Annotated in this window: 15 protein-coding genes; 3 read left to right on the top strand and 12 right to left on the bottom strand. The window is 66.8% G+C overall.

Annotation, left to right across the window (positions count from 1 at the left end; translation table 11 throughout):
* Nucleotides 1-211 precede the first annotated feature (211 nt).
* Complete coding sequence (locus ACT89H_RS25495; RefSeq protein WP_445111180.1) at nt 212-2,584, bottom strand: lysylphosphatidylglycerol synthase transmembrane domain-containing protein; 2,373 nt, start codon at nt 2,582-2,584, stop codon at nt 212-214.
* Nucleotides 2,585-2,862: 278 nt separating this feature from the next.
* Here ACT89H_RS25495 and ACT89H_RS25490 point away from each other — a divergent pair, with 278 nt between their 5' ends.
* Entirely contained in the window at nt 2,863-3,762 is a 900-nt protein-coding gene (locus tag ACT89H_RS25490; protein ID WP_445111179.1) for a polysaccharide deacetylase family protein, read from the top strand.
* Nucleotides 3,763-3,813: 51 nt separating this feature from the next.
* Here the strand turns inward: ACT89H_RS25490 and ACT89H_RS25485 are convergent, their stop codons facing one another.
* A complete protein-coding gene (locus ACT89H_RS25485) occupies nt 3,814-4,542 on the bottom strand; it encodes an SDR family NAD(P)-dependent oxidoreductase (protein WP_445111178.1) in 729 nt (242 codons plus the stop codon).
* Complete coding sequence (locus ACT89H_RS25480) at nt 4,529-5,323, bottom strand: 2OG-Fe(II) oxygenase family protein (protein ID WP_445111177.1); 795 nt, start codon at nt 5,321-5,323, stop codon at nt 4,529-4,531. Before ACT89H_RS25480 ends, ACT89H_RS25485 begins: the two co-directional genes overlap by 14 nt.
* 463 nt (nt 5,324-5,786) lie before the next feature.
* On the opposite strand from ACT89H_RS25480, the gene ACT89H_RS25475 reads away from it, so the two are divergent.
* Nucleotides 5,787-6,563, top strand: a complete 777-nt coding sequence (locus ACT89H_RS25475; protein ID WP_445111176.1) for a GntR family transcriptional regulator — start codon at nt 5,787-5,789, stop codon at nt 6,561-6,563.
* Between the two features lie 50 nt (nt 6,564-6,613).
* On the opposite strand, the gene ACT89H_RS25470 is transcribed toward ACT89H_RS25475, so the two are convergent.
* The 8 genes from ACT89H_RS25470 to rpsF all read right to left on the bottom strand — a co-directional run bounded on the left by ACT89H_RS25470 (nt 6,614) and on the right by rpsF (nt 17,230).
* Complete coding sequence (locus ACT89H_RS25470; protein ID WP_445111175.1) at nt 6,614-7,738, bottom strand: NAD(P)H-dependent flavin oxidoreductase; 1,125 nt, start codon at nt 7,736-7,738, stop codon at nt 6,614-6,616.
* A gap of 468 nt (nt 7,739-8,206) precedes the next feature.
* Nucleotides 8,207-8,872 (bottom strand): class I SAM-dependent methyltransferase, encoded by a 666-nt coding sequence (locus tag ACT89H_RS25465; protein WP_445111174.1) that lies wholly within the window; start codon nt 8,870-8,872, stop codon nt 8,207-8,209.
* A 197-nt stretch (nt 8,873-9,069) separates the two neighbouring features.
* The gene (locus ACT89H_RS25460; RefSeq protein WP_445111173.1) at nt 9,070-10,776 is read right to left on the bottom strand and encodes a cutinase family protein; all 1,707 of its coding nucleotides are present in this window, start codon (nt 10,774-10,776) and stop codon (nt 9,070-9,072) included.
* 261 nt (nt 10,777-11,037) lie between these two features.
* Nucleotides 11,038-14,907, bottom strand: coding sequence for a replicative DNA helicase (locus ACT89H_RS25455; protein WP_498049541.1), 3,870 nt, complete (start codon nt 14,905-14,907; stop codon nt 11,038-11,040).
* A gap of 628 nt (nt 14,908-15,535) precedes the next feature.
* On the bottom strand, nt 15,536-15,988 hold the full coding sequence (gene rplI / locus ACT89H_RS25450; RefSeq protein WP_445111172.1) for a 50S ribosomal protein L9: 453 nt from the start codon (nt 15,986-15,988) through the stop codon (nt 15,536-15,538).
* 17 nt (nt 15,989-16,005) lie between these two features.
* On the bottom strand, nt 16,006-16,257 hold the full coding sequence (rpsR, locus tag ACT89H_RS25445; protein ID WP_043734341.1) for a 30S ribosomal protein S18: 252 nt from the start codon (nt 16,255-16,257) through the stop codon (nt 16,006-16,008).
* Nucleotides 16,258-16,315: 58 nt separating this feature from the next.
* Complete coding sequence (locus tag ACT89H_RS25440) at nt 16,316-16,852, bottom strand: single-stranded DNA-binding protein (RefSeq protein WP_445111171.1); 537 nt, start codon at nt 16,850-16,852, stop codon at nt 16,316-16,318.
* 90 nt (nt 16,853-16,942) lie between these two features.
* A complete protein-coding gene (gene rpsF / locus ACT89H_RS25435) occupies nt 16,943-17,230 on the bottom strand; it encodes a 30S ribosomal protein S6 (protein WP_040871220.1) in 288 nt (95 codons plus the stop codon).
* Between the two features lie 202 nt (nt 17,231-17,432).
* Between rpsF and ACT89H_RS25430 the strand changes: the two genes are divergently transcribed.
* Nucleotides 17,433-18,902 carry a glycosyltransferase family 87 protein gene (locus tag ACT89H_RS25430; RefSeq protein ID WP_445111170.1) on the top strand — a complete coding sequence of 490 codons (1,470 nt, stop codon included), beginning with the start codon at nt 17,433-17,435 and terminating at the stop codon, nt 18,900-18,902.
* Nucleotide 18,903: 1 nt separating this feature from the next.
* On the opposite strand, the gene ACT89H_RS25425 is transcribed toward ACT89H_RS25430, so the two are convergent.
* A complete protein-coding gene (locus ACT89H_RS25425) occupies nt 18,904-19,527 on the bottom strand; it encodes a TerD family protein (RefSeq protein ID WP_445111169.1) in 624 nt (207 codons plus the stop codon).
* Nucleotides 19,528-19,550 lie beyond the last annotated feature (23 nt).

Raw genomic sequence — 19,550 nt, 5'->3', positions numbered from 1 at the left:
CGGACGGTTTCCGTGGCATCGGCCCGGGTCTGATCGGCCCGATCGGCAGATACTGAACTCATGTCCGGAAACGAACACCAGTCTGCCACCAATTCCCACCGCGACGTCGGCGTGCTGTTCACCCGGCCACGGCCGTTACCGTGCCATCAAAGCCGCGCTCCTGCTGGGCCGGTCCGGCCGGCGACCAAACCATGAAGGGCACGGCAGCCGCCTAGATCAGATTCTTCTTCGTCAGCCAGCGCATGGCGCCCCAGCCGCAGAACACCGGAAGCCAGCAGGTGAGCACGCGGTAGAGCAGCACCGAGGGCACCGCGATATTCGCGGGCAGGCCGAAGGCGGCCAGACCACCGATCAACGCCGCCTCGACCGCGCCGACACCGCCCGGCGTCGGCGCGGCCGCGGCCAGGGTGCCGCCGATCATGGTGACGATCGTGACGGTGATGAAGGTGGTGCCGCCGCCGAACGCCTGCACGCTGGCCCACAGCGCGCCCGCCATACCGACGGTCAGCGCCGCGCAGCCGCCGATGATCACCGCGGACCGTCTGGGATCGCGAGCCAGTGCGGCGAGTTCGCCGACGACTTCCTGCAACTGCGGCCGCACCGCGTTGTTCAGCCAGCGGCGCAGTGTCGGCACGAACATGAACGCGCCGACGATCCCGACGCCGACACCGGCGAGCAGATACAGCACCGTGGCAGCCGGGACGAAATGCGACAGGTCCGCCGAGGTGCCCGCGAGGATGCTGAACGCGAGCAGCAGGCCGACATGGGTGATCACCTGCACCGCCTGTTGCAGCGCCACCGCGGCCGTGGCGCGGACGGTGCCGATACCGGACTTCTGCAGGAACCGCACACTCAACGCGAGTCCGCCGACGCCCGCGGGCGTAGTGGTCGCCGCGAAAGTATTGGCGACCTGCATGATGAGCAGATTCCGGATGTTCACCGCGCCGAACGCGCAGGCCCACAGCGCCGCCGCCGCGCCGACGTAGGTCAGGGCCGAGACCAGCAGCCCGAGCAGCGCCCACCACCAGTTCGCCGTACGCAGCTGAGTGAAGAAGGTGGGCACGGCGCTGATGAACGGGTAGGCGACGTACACCAGCCCGATCAGCAGCACCAGCTGGATGATCTGGTTGCGGGAGAACCGGGTGATCTGCTCGGCCGCGATCCGGTCCTGCCCGGTCTGCTTGCGCACTTCGTCGCGGGCGCCCGACAGCGCGGCCTTCCAGCCCGGGATCGCACTGCGGATACCGGTCGGCATGGCCGACTTGGCCAGCCGCCTCGCCGCCGCGAGTACCCGCGCCTCGCCCAGCGTTTCGATCGCCGCGCGCACCGCGGCCTCTTTGCCGAACGTCGCGGTGGTCGTCACCAGCAATTGGGCGATGTCGGATTGCAGTTGCGCGTCCGACGCTCCGTATTCGGCGTTGCCGAAGCCGCCGAACAGCGTGCCGCCGTCGGCGACGCGGATGTCGACCGGCCGCAGGGCGCCGTGCGAGATCTGCTTCTGCTGCAAGATGTCCAGCGCTTGCCACACCCCGGGCAGCACTTCGGCCGACTGTTCGGTGATCGCCGTGCCGCGGGGCTGGGTGCGCGCGTACAACACCCAGCCGCGCGACAGCGCGGCGACCGCGACGGGGGTGCAACTGCCGAGCCCCAGGTCGGCGACGGCGATCGCCATGAGCGCGCGATGCTCGACCGCGCGGTGCATGGAACCGTGGATGGCCGCGGTTTCGCTGGAGCGGAAGGTCAACCAGCGCCACAGCTGGCGCAGCGCGCCGAAACTGCGCTGGTTCTTGCCGAACATCTCGACGATGAGCTCGCGTTCCGGCCCTTCGATGGTGGCGGCGAGTACCAACGGCCCGCGGCCCGCCGGATGCACCACGGTGAATCCGGTGACGGTGTGTCCGCGTTTGGCGAGCACCCGGACGGCCGCGTCGAGCGGGACCTCCAGCGCGGGCGTGCCCACGACGAGCACGATCACCGCGCCGACCAGCCAGCCGACCGCCAACCCGAACATGGCCCGCGCGGGCACCACGGTACTGACTACGAGGTGGATCGGCGCGAACGCCAGCAGCAGGAACCACAACCAGCGCCGCGGCCGGGTGGGCAGCCACGGGCTGGCCACGGTCAGCATCGCGGCGATCATCGCGATCCAGCGCGGATCGTCGAGGAACTGGGACAGAAAGGTGTCCAACCGGTCCGGCACCTGCAGATGCCATTTCGGCGCGGAGAGGCCGGTGCCGGTGATGGACAACAGCAGTCCCGCTACGGCCCCGGCCGCGGCGTAGCCGGCCAGCAGCTTCCACTGCCTGCCGATGATCAGCTCGATCAGGATCGCGAACGGCAGCGCGAGAATCGCCATGCCGTAGACCAGGTACACCAGGTTCGACTGGTCCGGGTTGAGGAAACCGACGATATTGGAGACCGAGCGTTCCAGCGCCAGCCATTCCGGGCGGGTGATCAGTGAGGCCGCGATCACGACCGCCACCCCCAGCGTTGCGAGGACGACCCGGATGATGTCGCTGGTGCGCCGGATCATCGGCTGTAGCAGGCTGCCCGTGACCGGGATCTCCCGCCCGTCCACTCGCATGCTCGCCCGCCTCTCCGGGTATTCGGGCCGTACTGGTTGGGAGCCGCGAGACCCGCGTTCAGGTCCTGCGTCGAGTGCCGCTCCCCTTCTGGGCGTACCCGGTGAGTTACCCATGTGCGTACGAAATCTGTTGTTACGTTCGCTGCACGATACCGGCTGGTGTGCACGATCCGGCTCGCGGAACCCCGCCGCTGTCTCCGCTGGGCTGTGCACTGTGCCGGACGTCACTCATGGTCGAGGTTGATCCTCACATCGGTGTCAAGTTCGAACATGAGGGCATGGACAACGAACTCTTCGACTACAGCCCGATCGTCGACCGTCCGCCGCTGCGGTGGCCCGGCGGTGCCAGGGTCGCGTTCTATATCGGGCTCAATGTCGAGCACTATTCGGTGGACCGGCCTTCCACGAGCATTTTTCCCGGCACTGCCGGACTCGCGCCGGACCCGCTGAACTACGGCTGGCGCGACTACGGACCGCGGGTGGGCATCTGGCGGATCATCGAGGTGCTCGACCGGCACGGCATCCGGGCCAGCGCGCTGCTCAATTCGGACGTCGTCGAGCACAATCCGCAGATCGTGGCGGCGGGGATGCGACGGAACTGGGCGTGGCTCGCGCACGGGAAGAACAATTCGATCTTCCAGCCGGACGTCCCGGCGGGCGAGGAGCGCGCCTATCTCGCCGACGTGGTCGCGACCATCGAACGAGCGACCGGACGCAGGCCGCGCGGCTGGATGGGACCTGCCCTCACCGAGTCCTTCCGCACCCCGTCACTGCTGGCCGAACTCGGCATCGGCTATGTCCTCGACTGGACCAACGACGACCAGCCCTATCACCTGTCGACACCCGGCCTGCTCAGTGTCCCTTACTCGGTGGAACTCAACGACAACACGCTGTTCCTCGGCAAAGCCACCAGTGGACCGGACTTCGTGCAGATCGTGCGCGATCAGCTCGACCAGCTCTACGCCGAGTCGGCCGACAGCGGACGGGTCATGGCGCTGGCCCTGCACCCGTTCGTGATCGGGCAGGCATTCCGAATCACATACCTGGACCGAGCCCTCGATTACGTGGCAGGCCACCCGGGAGTGTGGCTGACCACCAGCGACGAGATCGCCGAGCACTACTCGAGTGCGTCGGTGCTCGCCGAACCCGCGCGAGCCGAAGACGATCCGGCCACGTAAACCAGGTGCACCCGGCTGTCACCGCCGACGGCGCGGCGATCAACGGCCGGTTCACTCCGGCTCGGCACCCACCCCGTACACCCCACCGGACACGTCGCTCGCGTCCAGCTCGGCAATCGCCCGTGCGACTCGCTCGGTGGGGACCAGTACCGGGAAAGTAGTCGGGGCGATGGCGTTCGCGCGCACACCGAACTCGGCGAACTCGGCGGCGACATTGCGGGTCAGCTGGTTGAGCGCGGCTTTCGACGCGGAGTACAAAGTCTGTCCGGGATAGACCTCCGAGCCGGAAATGCTCGAGACATTGACGATGTTGCGATTGCGCGCGCGATTCTCGGGGCCCGCGTGCATCCAGCATCGTTGCGCCAGCCGCGCCGAAAGTCGCAGCGGCACCGCGACGTTCAGCGTGAAATGCGGATCGAAGTCGTCCAGCGCGGCGTCGCCGTCGATGACGCCGCCCGGGTGCAGCCGGACGTGCGCCGCGTTGTTCACCAGCAGGTCGACTCCACCGAATCGGGCCAGTGCCAGGTCCACCACCCGTTCCACTTCGCCCGGTTGGGTGAGATCGGACCGCACCACGAAAAGGCGGGAAGCGTTCTCCGGTACGGCCGCGTCCGGTGCCAGCGGATCGACGTACCACTCCAGCTGTGACGGCACCGCGGGCGTGCGGGTGCGGCACACGGCCACGATGTCGTAGTCGCGGTAGTAGGCCTGACAGAAGGCGTCGCCCAGCGTGCCGCTCGCGCCGGTGAGCAGACAGACGCGGCGTTCACCAGTGGACAATCTTGTCTCCTCCCCAACGCCCTTCGGCATCCGCCTTGGCGCGATGCACCCACATCACCACGCTGTTGCGGTCTTTCGCGTTGTTGCCCGCGAACGTGTGCCAGGTGCGCGGGGTGACCTCGAACAGCAGCAGCGAATTGTCCAGCGGCGGAACGAGGGTCACCGACGGTAGCGCGGCTCCGTCGGCGACGTGGTCGTACAGCGCGGTCTCGCCGCCGTCACCCGGCTGCCACCCCGGATTGCCCAGATAGAACAGCACCGCGACGGCGCGCACGGTCTCGCGCGCGACGATGCCGGACGCTCGTGCCCCGGTCTTGGTGTGGACGGTGGCGTCGGGCAGGCGCACTTCGCCGGGACCAGCCGGCGGGCCGGGGAACCAGGCCGGATTGAGGTCGTTGTGCGGCCAGCCGAAGGGGCTGCCCGGCGCGTGGTGATGCACCGATCCTTCGACGTCGCCGGTCGCTTCGACGCCCCAGAGCCGGGCGACCACGTCGTGCCACTCGCGCGAGGTGAACACCGCGAGCGGTCCGTCGCGCAGGTCGGCCAGCCGGATTCCGTCGGCGCTGTAGCCGTCGGCGACCGGCCCGAACAGGTCGGGACGCTCCCTGCGAACCCGCTCCAGTTGCTCGGCCATCCGCTGATAGAACTCGGGAACGAACACGTCGCGGGCGTAGACGTGGGGAAAGGGCCGGTCGCGCCGGATCCAGCGACGGTGGGCGAACAACTCCGCGAACCACGGCGGAACCGGCGGTGTCGCGAGTTCCGGCTCGGTTGTCACCATTACTCCCTCCCGGTCGAACCCCCGTGATCATATTGCCCGTATCCGGAACCCGCGGGCCGGTCTCAGCCCTGCGAGGATGACGCGGGTGCGGTGTGTGCCATGGGTTACGAAGAAATCGCCGCGCTTATCGCTCCACAGTGGCGGGCGTGGCTGTCGCAGAGGTAGCAATCCGCCCCAGACAGTATCGGCAGATCGTCGCGTCGAACGGCGTGGGACCGGCACAGCGCCGAATGCGTCTGCGTCCCAGAGTGACCGGAATTGCCGATCGGCAGGTTCCGCTCGCCCAAGCGGCGAACAGCGGCGAGTAGGCGGGCTGCCCGCGCGTGGCGTCCGCCAGATCGCCTGGCCTGCCGCAGAATAGATGACGCACCACAATCGCGGGCCAGACCTTACACGGGTGCAGTACCGGAGAGTAGGGCCTAGGCTGTCTGGGACGTATTCGAAGTAGTCGAAAGGTGACTCGATGGGATCCCAGACGGTAGTCGCCGACGTTGCCGACGAGCTGGCGCGCCGGGTTGCCGCAGGGGAATATCAGCCGGGGGATCTCATGCCGTCGGTGCGTCAGGTCGCCGAGGAATTCGATATGAACCGCGCGACCGCGCAGCTTACGCTGGGCAGGCTGGAGTCCTACGGTTTCGTCGAAGCCCGGCGCGGCAAGGGATTCACGATCCGCGATGTCCGGGAGGCGGGCGGGGTGGACGTGTACCGCCAGCTGTTCCGATTCTCGATTCCCATGCCGGACACCGCGATCGAGATGTTCCGCGACATCGTGAACGTCGAGCGCAATCTCGTACTGGAGGCGCTGCTCGCCTACACCGGTGGGGAACACCGGATCGATTCGGTCGAGCTGAAATCCACCATCGATGAACTCGAATCCATAGCGCGTCAGCCGGATCCGGACTTGCGGCGGATGCTGGCACTCGAGGTCGCGCTGGTGCGCAGACTGCTGACCGCGCTCGGGCTGCCCATGCAGCGCGCGATCGTGAACTCGATCGGTGAGACGGTGCTCGAGGTGCCGGAGGCGGTCGAGGCGTACTTCGCGGGCGCGCCGGATCTGCACATCCTGGTCTGGCGGGCGCTGGCCGCGGTGTGGGACTCCGATTCGGGGCCGAGCGCGGCTCAGCTGGCGCTGTTCGAGGATCTATTCGGCATGTACCACGAAAAGGTCATCGCGCGCTTCGCGGAATTGCTGGCCGGCGTATCGGAAAGCGTCGACGAGACCCAAGCCGCCACCGTTTAGCCGTTTCGTACGCTGCGCATTCCGTCTGGGACGGCTATCGGGTGCCGGACTCAGGCCCCGCCGTTGAGCTTGTCGAGGCGCTCGCACGCCTCGATGTACTCCTGGACCAGGCGGTTGACCACGTCCGCGGAACGCTCCACCCGGTTCATCATGCCGACGATCTGGCCGACGGGGTTGAAGTTGACGTCCTTGGCGGCCTCCGGATAGCGGTGCCCGCGCTTCACGCCCTCCAGCGCGACCATCATCTGCAGCGGCATCGGTAGCGGGTCGGGGGTATCGGCCCGCTCCCATGCCTCGGTCCAATCGTTGCGCAGCATGCGGGCGGGCTTACCGGTCCATGCGCGCGAACGCACGGTGTCGTGGCTGGTGGCGTCGATGTAGGTCTGCATCTGGGCGGGCGGCACGTTGGCTTCCTCGACGGTCAGCCACACCGAGCCGGTCCACGCGCCCGCGGCGCCCATCGCCATCGCGGCAGCCACCTGGCGGCCGTTGCCGATGCCGCCCGCGGCCAGCACCGGCAGGTCGCCCACCGCATCGATGACCTGCGGCCACAGCACCATCGAGGAGACCTCGCCGCAGTGACCGCCGCCTTCGGTGCCTTGGCATACGACGAAGTCGAGGCCGGCCCGCTTGTGGTCGAGGGCATGCTTGACCGAACCGCACAGTGCGCCGATCAGCCGGTCGGAAGCCTGCACCTGCTCGATCACGTCCTGCGGCGGGGTGCCGAGAGCGTTGGCGACCAGCTTCGCCTTCGGATGCCGGAGAATCACCTGGACCTGCGGCCCCGCGGTGGTTGCGGTCCAGCCGAGCAGCTGGTTGTGGTGCTCGCCCTCGGGCAGCTCGGGCACGCCGTGGTCGGCGAGGATCTTCTCCGCGAAGTCGCGGTGCCCCTGGGGGACCAGTTCGGCCAGCTTGGCTTCGAGTTCCTCGGGGCTCAGTCCGTCGATGTCCTTGCCCTCGTACTTGGACGGAATCACCAGATCGACGCCGTATACGCCCTGCACGTGCTCGTCCAGCCAGGTCAGCTCGACCTCGAGCTGCTCGGCGGTGAAGCCGACGGCCCCGAGCACGCCGAGTCCGCCCGCGTTGCTGACCGCGGCCGCCACGTCGCGGCAGTGGGTGAAGGCGAAGATGGGGAATTCGATTCCGAGCCGCTCGCAGATTTCGGTACGCATGGCGTGCTGGTCTCCCTAACTGCTCCACCGCGAACAGCGTGGCGCACATTTACTAGAACGAGTTGCATAAGTGGCGCCGCTTTCGGCTGGTCGCCGTGCCGTCGAGTCCGCCGCGAGCCGCCGATATCGCCATGAAGCGGCCGCGGTTTTCTCGACTGGCCGATGCGCCATGCCTCGACAGTAACATGTTCTAGTTTTACCGGGAATGCGCCGACATGGTCAGGCGGTGGCGGCGAGCGACTCCGCCGAATGGTCGGGCAGGCGCGGCACACCGCGGCGGCAGCCGACCAGGCCGGCGTTGGAAGTGAGCGTGATGTTCACCGCCTGGCTGTCGAAATGAGTCGCCCGCCGCCGACCTGGTGACGATGCTCGGAATTCGAATCGACCACGTCGTCGGCGGCCCACGTAGCCAGGAGACCGCCGCGACAGAACAGACCCACCCGGGCGCGATGAACCGCGTTCGGTGAATCACCGAACCTTCGAGGCCAGTAGACAGGCCTGCCCGAACCGCTCTTCGGGACCCGGCTCCCGCACCATGCGAGCGATCATCGCGAACCCGGCGTCGCCGAGCAGGCGGGCGAGACGTTTCGGCGCCCACCGGTAGGCGCGAGTCACCTTGTGGTCGAAGGCTTCCACCGCATCGGGCCGGTCGGCCGTTTGGAAAGCCAGCAACACGTGCCCGTTGCCGGCGAGTACCCGATGGAACTCGCTCAATACGTGCGGCACGCGATCCGGCGGAAGGTGAATCAACGAGTACCACGCCACGATGCCGCCGAGCGCCTCGTCGCCGATCGGTAGCTGTTCGATGGAACCCTGGGTGAAAAGCAGCTGGGGATGCTCCATGCGGGCCAGCTCCACCATTCGCGGCGAGAGGTCGATGCCGAACACTTGGGCCCCCAGCGACGCGAGATGCCCGGTGATCCGCCCCGGCCCGCAGCCGAGATCGGCGATCGGACCGGAACCGTTGGCTGCCACCGATTCCGCGAACGCGCCGAGCATCGCCCGATCCAGTACCGCGTCGGCGAGGTGGTGCCGGAAGAGCTCGGTGTAGAGCTCGGCGATGTCGTTGTAGGCGGCGCGGGTGGCCGCCACGTCGGGATGGTCGTCAGCGAAGTCTGCGGTTGAATTCAGCACTCCGAACAGCGTATTACCTACTCCCCCGCATCGAATGCCTGGGCAACGGCGAGACTGTCCTCGTAGACGTGATGCCGCGTGATGATGGGCCGGCCGCCTCTGGCGGCGCGGGCGCGCCAGGTCTGTCGCGCGGTCCCGGCGAAGACACCGCAGGCCGCGATCACGCCTCGCGGCTGTGATCGCGGCCTGCGGGTCGATCAGTTCGACGCTTTCGCGGTCGCGGTGGTGGTCGGCGCCGCGGACGTTGTCGTCGTGGTCGATGGGGCGGTGGTCGATGGGGTGGTGGTCGACGGGGCGGTGGTCGATTCGGTGGTGGTCGGCTTTGTCGTCTCGACCGGCGCCGCGACCGGAGTCGGAGCGGGCGGTGTGGTGACCACCGGCGCCGCGGTGGTGGTCGAGGTCGGCGCCGTCGTCGTCGGCCGGTTCGTGGTGCCGGTCGTCGTGGGAGCGGCGCTGGTCGGCCGCGGCGATGTGGTCGAACCCTTGGCGGGTTCGGTCGTCGGCGCCGCCGAGGTGGTCTCCGCCGCCTTGTACACGGCGGCCAGGTCCGCCGCCTGCGGCTTGGATGACGGGTCGACCTGCTTACCGGCCTGCGCCTGCTTCGCCAGATGGGTGAGCCAGGCGGCCGCGTACTCCGCCGAGGTCGTCGGCTTGCCCGCGGCGGGGTCGGCGTCGTCCCAGTAGTCGAAGTGGTGACCGGTGTGGTCGGGCCCGAGGGTGAGGTTGTACGGGTCGCTCAGGATGACCGGAATCGTGTTCTGGTTGGTCACGATGAGCCCGACGATCTCGTTGAGCACCTTCTGCGGCAGGTAGGCCAGCGGCGACATGTCGTTCGTGGAAATCGAGTCCGTCTGCGCGGGCGCCTTCTTCTCACCCGGCTTGTACGCCGGATCCGACACCCGCAGCAGTACCTGAAGGAAGGTCTCGTCGCTCTGCATCCAGTTCGGCTGCGACTGGATGTCCGCGAACGCCGCCATCGCGATCCGGCCGAGGACCACGGCGACGTCCTGCCCGGTCGCGGGCGTGAGCCCGTCGCGTTCGAGCGCGTCGACGTTCAACTGCCTGCCGACATTGACGGCCAACTGCAGCAACGAGATGTTCTGCGGTGCCGCGCAGGTGAGATCGCCATCGGAGCAGAACGACGCGATCTTGCCGTTCAGCGCGCCGAAGTCACCGCTGGTGCCACGCACCGCGCCTTGCCCGGGAACCGGGTTCGTGCCGCTCTGATACTGCTGGTCGAAGCCGTCCGGGTGGCTGAACGGATCCTTCGATCCGGGGAACGGCCCGTCGCCCGCCGAGCGACCCGAGTCGGCGAGGATGACGACACCGACGACGTCGTCCGGATTCACGATCCCGTACGCGCCGTCCGGTCCGGGCTCCTGATGGCCGATCGTCATCGCGACGCGGCGAACGACATCGGCGCCCTCGCTGTAGCCGACGATCGAGAACTTGGTGTCGGGGCACGCCTGGGCGATTTCCCGCATCACCCGTTCGGTGTTCGCGACACCGGCGTTGACGGCATCCTCGTAGGTGGACATATTCGCCGGATAGGCGATGTAGACCGCGGCGTACGCGTCGGGATCGACGTCATCGGCGGGTGCGTTGACGACCGGATCGACCCACTCACTGCTGTGATCACCCGACAGCGCGGCGGGCAGCGGGTTGCCGTTGGCATCCACCAGCATCCTGGTGGTCCCCTCCACTGGCGTGTCGTTACGACCGGCCACCGAGATGGTGACCATGTCGCGGCATTCCGTGACCGACGTCGTGAGCCGCGTATCCCTGGTTTCCGGCGTCGAGGTCAGCGCCAACGAGGTGGCGACGACCGCCGCCAATCCTAGAACCGCTGGAGCGGCGACCGCCGAGGCGATACGATGCCGCGCGAAGAACCCGCGAAGAGCCATGTCCTGATTCCCATTCCATACACCGACAAAGTGGACGGACAAGCCCCCCGACGGGCCATACGTCACGGAGAACGTCGTGGCAGGGGCCCTGAGCGTTACTCGATGCCGGATGGAAGGGTTCGAACCCCGAAGCGTTTCGCCGCTTACTCTGCACGTCAGAGCGCCGGAAAGTGATGTCGGCCACGGTCGCCGACACCGCGACGTGAGGACATCAGGACACCCTCGAGGTGCCCGATGCGCGTAGGCCTCGGTCGGTCAGGATCAGCCGCGCGCCATATCCACGAACCGCGACAAATGCAATTGGTGGGCGACGGTGATCGTCGCGGTGGGGCCGTTACGATGCTTGCCGAGAATCAGATCGGCCTCACCGCCGCGCGGGTCGTCGCGCTCGAAAGCGTCGGGACGATGCAGCAGGATGACCATATCCGCGTCTTGTTCGAGGGAGTTGTGGACCGAAATGCCCTGCGCGACGAAATTGTGCGTCCCGGGCACGGTTCCGTCGTAGACGTCCTGCTCACCGAGGCTGGTGATTTCAACGATCGTGTCCCAGAACACATCGTTGGTGGCGAACATGTCGATTTCCGCGTCGTCCAGAACCGCTGCCACGCGAGCCAGCCGAGATCGACTGGGCGAGTGTTTCCACCTGGTCGATCCGCAGAACCGCGAGCCCATCGCTGCCGAGAATTCGCGGTGGGTCATGTCCTTGGCGCTAAGGAGGGCACGAACCCTCGACCCGACCTTGCGGGGGACCGTGTCGACGGTGGTATTGCGTGCCATCGGCTCCAATTCGGCAAGGGCTGCCTGGACGGACTGCCCGCGTGCACCGTGCACGCCGATGTCACGCAGGAAGATCGTCTGATTCTCCGCGCCGTCGATGGTGAGATGCCAACAATCCCGATAGCCGGGCTTGGTGACTTTTTTGATGCGGCCGTGCACACCCAAGCGAAGCAGCATTTGAACTACATCATCTATCAGACGGCGGCTGGCGGACGCGTAGTAGATCCTCGCTTGACGCCCCTTCGCATCCCAGCGCACGGAACCATCCGTTGCCCAGAGGTGATGTAGAAACAGCGCGATCTGATCATTGGGAAGCCCGAAGACGCGCTTGGGTACGAACTTCTCATAGCTGCGCAGACCGAACAAGCCGAGTTCATCCAGCCACGCGGCAATCGGATTGCGTTTGCCGCGCGCAAGTCGGTCGGGAGCGCGCAGTCGCAGCGCGGTGACCTTCGCTGCCGCATAGTCGTCACGAGCGGCGGTGACGCCGAAATGCGTCGCCGCTTCGGTGACCGCCGCCAGATTCTCCTCATCGACGCCGGCGTAGCGCATCGGCTTCCGCCGCACGCAGGAGCCGTCGCCGATCATGTGGGCGAGCAGGATCACCTCGGCATCGGGCATCCGCGACGTGTGCACCGGTTCCGGTACCCGGCGAGGAGTGGCGAGTCGGTCGCCGACCGTCAGCTTGTCGAGTGGAATCCAGCCATCCAAGGTCAAGAACGGATGGTTTCCGGTGGCATCCACTTCGCGGCCGGATGCCAGGCGCAGACGAAACACCTCTTTCCGCCCGCTGGGGAAGACCTTCACCATCGGTCGTGCCACCATCCGCATCCGTTCATCGAGCGACCACACCAACGGCTGCTCGCTGCTGGACAGCAGGTCGCCGAGCGTGGTCTCGGCGCCGGTGTCGGCGCGGAGGATACGGGTGGTGGCAGGCATACAACCCGATTCGCGGAGATCGGACACCATGGGGCGCTTGTCGGTTCGCTGTTCGGGACCGCGGTTGAGCTGGCTGATCGCCACCACCGGCACTTCGAGTTCCTTGGCCAGCAGTTTCAAATTGCGGGAGAAGTCCGAGACTTCCTGCTGACGGGATTCCACCTTCTTGCCGGATGTCATCAGCTGGAGGTAATCCACGACCACGAGTTTCAAATCGTGGCGCTGCTTGAGCCGCCGCGCTTTTGCGCGGATCTCCATCATCGTCAGGTTGGGCGAATCGTCCACGAACAATGGCGCCTCGCTGATCTCACTCATCCGCCGGGCGAGCTTGGTCCAGTCGTCGTCGCTCATCCGGCCGGACCGCATATCACCGAGCTTGATCTTCGCCTCCGCCGACAACAACCGCATGACGATCTCGGTGCGACTCATCTCCAGCGAGAAGATGACGCTCGCCAAGCCGTGCTTGATCGAGCAACTGCGCATGAAATCCATGCCCAATGTCGAGTTGTGCGTGGGGATCATCGAGCGCCCGGCCAGATACAGGTGATCGGCGTTGTCCACCTCGACGCAGCGCACCGGCACGCTGTCGATCCGGCGCACGTCGACGATGAAACGCGAGTTCGATCGCACGGTGCTGCGGCTCGCGCGCCGCTCCTTCTGCAGTAGCGCCTTCCGGTACAGGCCGAACACCTCGTCGTCGGTGGCGAACGTCAGGGTGTAGGCGGTGGACGATTCTTCGGAACGGCCCGCGACTCGTTTGGTCGAGACCTGGCATCGGTAACCGAGGCTGACGATCAGTTCGTGTACGTCTCGGACCAGCTGGGCGTTAGTGGCGCAAAACTGTACGGAGCCGCCGCCGGTCACGGTGCCGTCGGTATCCAGCAAACCCGCCAGGAGCGAACGGCGCTGCCGTTCGGATGCCCGCAAGTAGTCGATGGGAATGTGCTTGTCACCGAGAACACCAAGCGCTCGCAGACGCGCCTGCACGCTTCCGACGGTGTTCCGGCATTTCTGGCACAAGCGCAGACCTATCGAGCGCTCGCCACAATTCGGGCAGCGAGGCGAAGGTACCGGAGCCGAATGGAACCGTGCCTTTCCGCCGCATGATTGCCCGCAGGTGCGGACTTCACTGGTAAAAGGAACGAATTCCTTCCCACACACCACGCACTCGCGTGCGGTGATCGGCTCGTCGGCAGGCAATCTGAGCTGATAGCGCAGTCTCGCCGAACGCGACGGCACGGCAACGATCCCCTCCGCTTCGATGCGCGCGATGATCTCCGGATCGGCGCAGGTGAGCTGCGCGGCGGCGGAAGTCCCGTCGCCCAGCCAGGCACCCAGCGTGTAGGGCGGCACCGTCAAGGCGCGCTCAGGCAGCTGTAGCGGATCGGTGTTGACGACCGAGTGGTTGAGTCTGCGATCTGCGGTGTCGCACCGCAGCGTTCTCGCGATCTCGGCGGTCGTGCGCACCTCGGCAGCCGCCCGCTTCGACCGGCGAGACGCCCTCGTCTCCGTGAGCCATTGATGTTGTTCATCCGCGACGAGCACGGAGCCGTCGGAGAACTCCACTTCATAGCAGGGACGTCCGAGCAGAACTTCGGTCGCCGCTACGACGCGGGTGGGACGACCTTGCGCGTCCAGCAATTCGTCGCCGACCTGGACCTCACCCATGGTGGTCCATCCGGTGGGTGTCGGCAGAGGAGTGTCCAGGGCCAGCGCCTTACCCACGCCAGGCCTGGCGGCGACGATGATCATCTGACCCGGGTGCAGACCATTGGTGATTTCGTCGAGTTCGGTGAAGCCGGTGGGGACGCCGAGGGAGATGCCGCCGCGGCTGGCGATGGAGTCGATTTCGTCCATCGTCGGCTGGAGCAACTCTTCGAGGGGAAGGAAGTCTTCGCTGGTGCGGCGTTCGGTGACCTCGTAGACCTCGGCTTGGGCGCGGTCGACGACCTCGGCGACGTCCTGGCCGTCGGCGCCCGCGTAGCCATATTGGACGATACGGGTGCCGGCTTCGACCAGCCGGCGCAGAATGGCCTTCTCGGCAACGATTTCGGCGTAATAGCCCGCGTTTGCCGCGGTCGGTACGGTCTGGGTGAGCGTGACCAGATAGGGGGCGCCGCCGATGCGCTTGAGCTCGCCGCGGCGGTCCAGGCCCGCGGCGACGGTCACCGGGTCGGCGGGTTCGCCGCGCCCGTAGAGGTCGAGGATGGTGTCGTAGACGGCCTGATGGGCGGGGCGGTAGAAATCACCGGGCCGAAGGACCTCGACGACGTCGGCGATGGCGTCCTTGCTCAACAGCATGCCGCCGAGCACCGACTGCTCGGCCGCCATGTCGTGCGGAGGCTGGCGGCCGAAGTCCTCGCCGGGAGGTTCGGGCGGGAAGTCCGTGCGCCCGCGGTCATCGGTGGTTGTCACCAGACTCGACCGTCCTCTCTAGCCCACGACCGGGATGCACCCCGTCGACTCGTTGTACTCCCGGGCACCGACACATTCGTAAAAGCCGTTGACCAGGGCTCCAGCTACCGCCGCGGCACCGGTCCGTGCGCGTGGTCGGGAGCGGTCCGCGCGCAGCGATGCGACGAACCTAGGCGACCCGCTGGGTGTGCACCAAACCGCGCTGTGCACACAACTGTGGATAACTTGGGGAAAGTTCACCCAACCGTGTGCACCCCCTGTGTACAACTTGGGGAAAACCCAGGTCCACAAGGTCAAATACGCAGATAGATATGGGCTTCCGCGTTCTTCCAGGTGTGGATTAATGAAGTACCGGCGTGTCGGCCAAGTTGAACAGCCGGGCGTGTTGGGTTAACGGCGCATGAGCTACGTATGACCTGAGTCACACGACGGACGGTCGGCTCGGCTGGTAATCCACAGGCTGGGTAAACAAGGCGTCGTCGGCGTGTGCTGTGGCGCCCAGATTGTGCCGAATGATGCTCGACATCATTCAGCAAATAATTAGTTACAAGCGGCTCGCGGCAGCAGGGCACAACCGAGGACCACTCCCGTGCGCAGACGGGAGTGGTCCTCGACGCAGTGCCTGAAATCAGGCGGCGGTGACCGTGAGGTCGAACTTCGCCGCCACGTCCGGGTGCAGGTGCACCACGATGGCGTGCTTGCCGGTCGTCTTGATGTGCGCCTTCGGCAGCTCGATGCTGCGCTTGTCGACGACGGGGCCACCCGCCGCCTTGACGGCCGCCGCGACGTCCGACTGGGTCACCGAGCCGAACAGCTTGCCGGTGCCCGCGGTCTTCACCGCCAGCGAGACCGACTCCAGGCCCTCGATGGCCTGCTTCAGCTCGTTGGCGTGGTCCAGGTCGCGGACCCGGCGGGATTCCTGCGCCCGGCGAATGCCCTCGACCTGCTTCTGCGCGCCGCGGCTGGCCACGATCGCCAGGCCGCGCGGCAGCAGGTAATTGCGGCCGTAGCCGTCCTTGACCTCAACGGTGTCGCCGGGGGCACCGAGGTTGTCCACATCAGCGGTAAGAATCAACTTCATTGGCGTGCCTCCCTTTCTCAGCGAGCCGTCGACACGTAAGGCAGCAGGGCGACCTCACGCGAGTTCTTGACCGCAACCGCGATATCGCGCTGGTGCTGCACGCAGTTGCCGGTGACGCGGCGGGCGCGGATCTTGCCGCGGTCGCTGACGTACTTGCGCAGCAACGCCGTGTCCTTGTAGTCGATGTTGACGGTTCCGGTCTTGCTCTCCTTGCAGAACGAGCAAGCCTTCTTCTTGAGCACCTTCTCGCGCGCGGGCGCTTTAGGCATGGTCTTGTACTCCGTAATCAGTGATGGCCCGGATCAGCGCGGGCCGTTGTGGCCGTTCTCAGAACGGCGGTTCGTCATCCATGCGGCCGCCGCCCCCGAAGGAGCCGGCCGCGGGCGCACTGCCCCAAGGGTCGTCCTCGGCACCGCCGGAACGCCCACCGCTACCACCCGAGGAGGCGTAGCCGCCACCGCCGCCGGAGCCGGACCCGAAGCCGCCGCCACCGCTGCCGCGGCTGGTCTTGTTGACCTTCGCGGTGGCGTAGCGCAGCGAGGGACCGACCTCGTCGACCTCGAGCTCGACGACCGTGCGCTTCTCACCCTCGCGGGTTTCGTAGGAGCGCTGCTTGAGCCGTCCGCTCACGATGACACGGGAACCCCTGGTCAGGCTTTCGGCGACATTCTCCGCGGCCTCGCGCCAGATATTGCAGCGCAGGAACAGCGCTTCGCCGTCTTTCCATTCGTTCGAATTACGGTCGAACACACGGGGAGTCGACGCGACGGTGAAATTCGCCACCGCCTGTCCCGCCGGTGTGAATCGAAGCTCCGGGTCGGCCGTCAGATTTCCGATGACGGTGATGACCGTGTCGCCTGCCATGTGGTTCCTCCTGCTCGGTGTGCAGTCCGCGTCTCGCTTTTGCGCTAAAGCCTAGGCACAGGCTCCGACGCGAAACGAGGGGTTGCCGGACTACTTGTCGTGGCGCAGAACCTTGGTGCGCAGCACCGTCTCGTTCAGACCGAGCTGACGGTCGAGCTCGCTCACGGTGGCGGGCTCGGCGGTCAGATCGACCACGGCGTAGATGCCCTCGGCGTGCTTGGCGATCTCGTAGGCGAGCCGGCGGCGGCCCCAGATGTCGACCTTGTCGATCTTGCCGCCCTCGGTGCGAACGACACTGAGCAGGTTGTCCAGCGACGGACCAACAGTGCGCTCGTCCAGGCTCGGATCGAGGATGACCATCACTTCGTAATGACGCACGGACCAATCACCTCCTGTGGACTAGGAAACGGCCACGGACGGTCCGTGGCAGGAGGGTCGTTGCGTCAGCAACCCGAACAGGCTACATGAGCGGCGCCTGAGCACTGAAATCGCCCCGGCGAGCCGCCCGGGCGCGCTCGCGTACGCGACGCCGGCGAGGGGACCGGCGGCGCGGCCCGGACCGTCCGCTTAGGGTGGATCCATGCCGACCGGACTCGCCGCCAGCGACCTGCCCGCGGGTGGCGCGCGACGCCGCGCGGCGTTCGCCGTGGTGGTGGTGTTGCTCTGCGGTCTCGTCCTCGCGCTGGCGTACGCGAACAAGGCCCGCTGCGCGGGTGCGCCGTTCGACCGGGACGGGCGCAGCGCGGTTTTCGATGTGATCAAGGATTCGGACGTCTGCTACTCGGACATCCAATTCCTCTGGCTCGGCCGGGACATCAACGAGCACGCCTTTCCCTATGTGACCGGCGGCATCACCGACGACGGGGCGCTGGTCGGCGGCGCGGTGGAATATCCGGTGCTCAGCGGCGTGCTGATGTGGCTCGGAGCGCTCGGCGCGCACAACGACGCCGATTTCCTGCGTCACTCGGCGCTGCTGCTGGCGCCCTTCGCGCTGCTGACCGCGTGGATGCTGGCTCGCTTGGCCGGGCGCGCGGCCTTGCTGTGGGCGGCCGGACCGCCGCTGGTGCTCTACGCCTTCCACAACTGGGAGCTTCCGGTGGTGTGCACAGCGGTGGCGGCCGGCTACGTGATGACGGCGCTCACCCGCTACTCCGTGCGTACCAGGGGCATCGTGGCGGCGGTGCTGCTCGGGCTCGGGTTCTGCCTCAAGCTCTACCCGGGGATCTTCGTGTTGCCCTTGTCGGTGTATGTGCTGACCAACGGTACCGAGCGCGACCCGGAAGACGGCGATCGCGGCCTCGATGTCCGCGGCGCTCTGCTCACCGCGGCAGCGGCGATCGGCACCGTCGTGGTGGTGAATCTGCCGTTCGCGCTGGTGGGCTACGAGGGCTGGCGCGCGTCCATCACGTTCCAGCAGTTGCGTCAGGCCGATATCACCACGAATTCGATCTGGTATTGGGGGCTTCGGCCGATGTTCGGTGCCGACGCGCGCAGCGAGGCGGCGTTCCAGCAAGTGGTCTCGGTCGCCTCTCCCGCGCTGGTGCTCGCGACGTTCGCGCTGGCCATGTGGCTCGGCCGGCGGCGCTACGCGACGACCGGCGTGTTCCCGTGGGTCGGTGTGAGCGGTGCGATGCTGTGTGGATTCCTGTTGTTCCACAAGGTGCATTCCCCGCAGTACACCCTGTGGCTGGTGCCGTTCCTGGTCCTGCTCGAGATCCCCTGGTGGTTGATCGGCAGCTATCTCCTCGCCGACGCGGCCATCGGGATCGGGGTGTTCCGCTACTTCTACTCGATGGGTACGGGCACCTCGGTCGAGCTGATGGAGCGCATCGTCCAGTTCGGTGTGTGGGGGCGCGCGAGCCTGCTGATCGTGTTCTTCTTCGTATTCCTGTGGGCGGTGCCGCGCGGTGGTCGCTCGATGCCGCCCCGAGAATCGCAATCCGATCCCCGCAAGCTGGTCCCGGCGGTTCAGGGCCCACTCGGCCGGGGCCTGGAAGGCAGCGCTTTCGGCGCGGTCGTCGGGCGCCCGCCTGCGCCCGTGCCGCGTTGACCTACTTGCGCCCGGCCTGCCACTGCATGCCCCACTGGTATGCCTGGTCGAGTTCGCGCTGGGCGCCGTTGATGTAGTGCACTTCCCGGTGCACCGTGATCCCGGCTCCCTGGTTCTGCAGCAGGGCGACGGCGCAGGAGCGGGCGCCGTCCACCGGGGAATCGAGGCGGACCTCGATCTGCGGACCGGTCGTGGGGTAGAGCGTCACCACGCCGTCGGCGGCGGCCCAGTTCGGGACACCCTCATAGATGAAGGCGAAGATCAGGATGCGCCGGAACAACTCGGGCCGGGCGAGGTCGATGTGCAGGTTCTCGCCCGACGTGGCCGAACCGCTGCGATCGTCGCCGTCGAGCCGGATGTAGGGCTCGGCCTCCAGCGTGCCGAAGTTGTTGCCGAGCGCCTGCACGACGCCCTTGGCGCCGTTGGACAGTTCGTAGAGACAGCCGAGGTCCAGATCGATGGGCTTGGCGCGGCGGAAGAATCCTCTGGGTCCGCTCGACCAGTTCAGATTGACCCGCACGGTGCCCTGCTGCTCACCCGGCTTGGTCAGGTTGATGCTCGGTGTCGCCTTCGACAGGGTCACCTTGGACAGGTTGACGCCGCCGGGGTTGTCGTTGATCGCCATGGCGCGATCCCCCCTCTGTGGAA

This window comes from Nocardia aegles (assembly GCF_052545135.1).
Note: the sequence above shows the minus strand (reverse complement) of the source record. Positions and strands in the feature narration are given on the sequence as shown.

What these genes read in the sequence shown, in the direction of transcription:
- ACT89H_RS25425 (WP_445111169.1), bottom strand. Translation starts at nt 19,527, where the DNA reads ATGGCGATCAACGACAACCCCGGCGGCGTCAACCTGTCCAAGGTGACC.
- ACT89H_RS25430 (WP_445111170.1), top strand. Translation starts at nt 17,433, where the DNA reads ATGCCGACCGGACTCGCCGCCAGCGACCTGCCCGCGGGTGGCGCGCGA.
- ACT89H_RS25495 (WP_445111180.1), bottom strand. Translation starts at nt 2,584, where the DNA reads ATGCGAGTGGACGGGCGGGAGATCCCGGTCACGGGCAGCCTGCTACAG.
- rplI (WP_445111172.1), bottom strand. Translation starts at nt 15,988, where the DNA reads ATGAAGTTGATTCTTACCGCTGATGTGGACAACCTCGGTGCCCCCGGC.
- ACT89H_RS25470 (WP_445111175.1), bottom strand. Translation starts at nt 7,738, where the DNA reads ATGCGTACCGAAATCTGCGAGCGGCTCGGAATCGAATTCCCCATCTTC.
- ACT89H_RS25440 (WP_445111171.1), bottom strand. Translation starts at nt 16,852, where the DNA reads ATGGCAGGCGACACGGTCATCACCGTCATCGGAAATCTGACGGCCGAC.
- ACT89H_RS25480 (WP_445111177.1), bottom strand. Translation starts at nt 5,323, where the DNA reads ATGGTGACAACCGAGCCGGAACTCGCGACACCGCCGGTTCCGCCGTGG.
- ACT89H_RS25490 (WP_445111179.1), top strand. Translation starts at nt 2,863, where the DNA reads ATGGACAACGAACTCTTCGACTACAGCCCGATCGTCGACCGTCCGCCG.
- rpsR (WP_043734341.1), bottom strand. Translation starts at nt 16,257, where the DNA reads ATGCCTAAAGCGCCCGCGCGCGAGAAGGTGCTCAAGAAGAAGGCTTGC.
- ACT89H_RS25460 (WP_445111173.1), bottom strand. Translation starts at nt 10,776, where the DNA reads ATGGCTCTTCGCGGGTTCTTCGCGCGGCATCGTATCGCCTCGGCGGTC.
- ACT89H_RS25475 (WP_445111176.1), top strand. Translation starts at nt 5,787, where the DNA reads ATGGGATCCCAGACGGTAGTCGCCGACGTTGCCGACGAGCTGGCGCGC.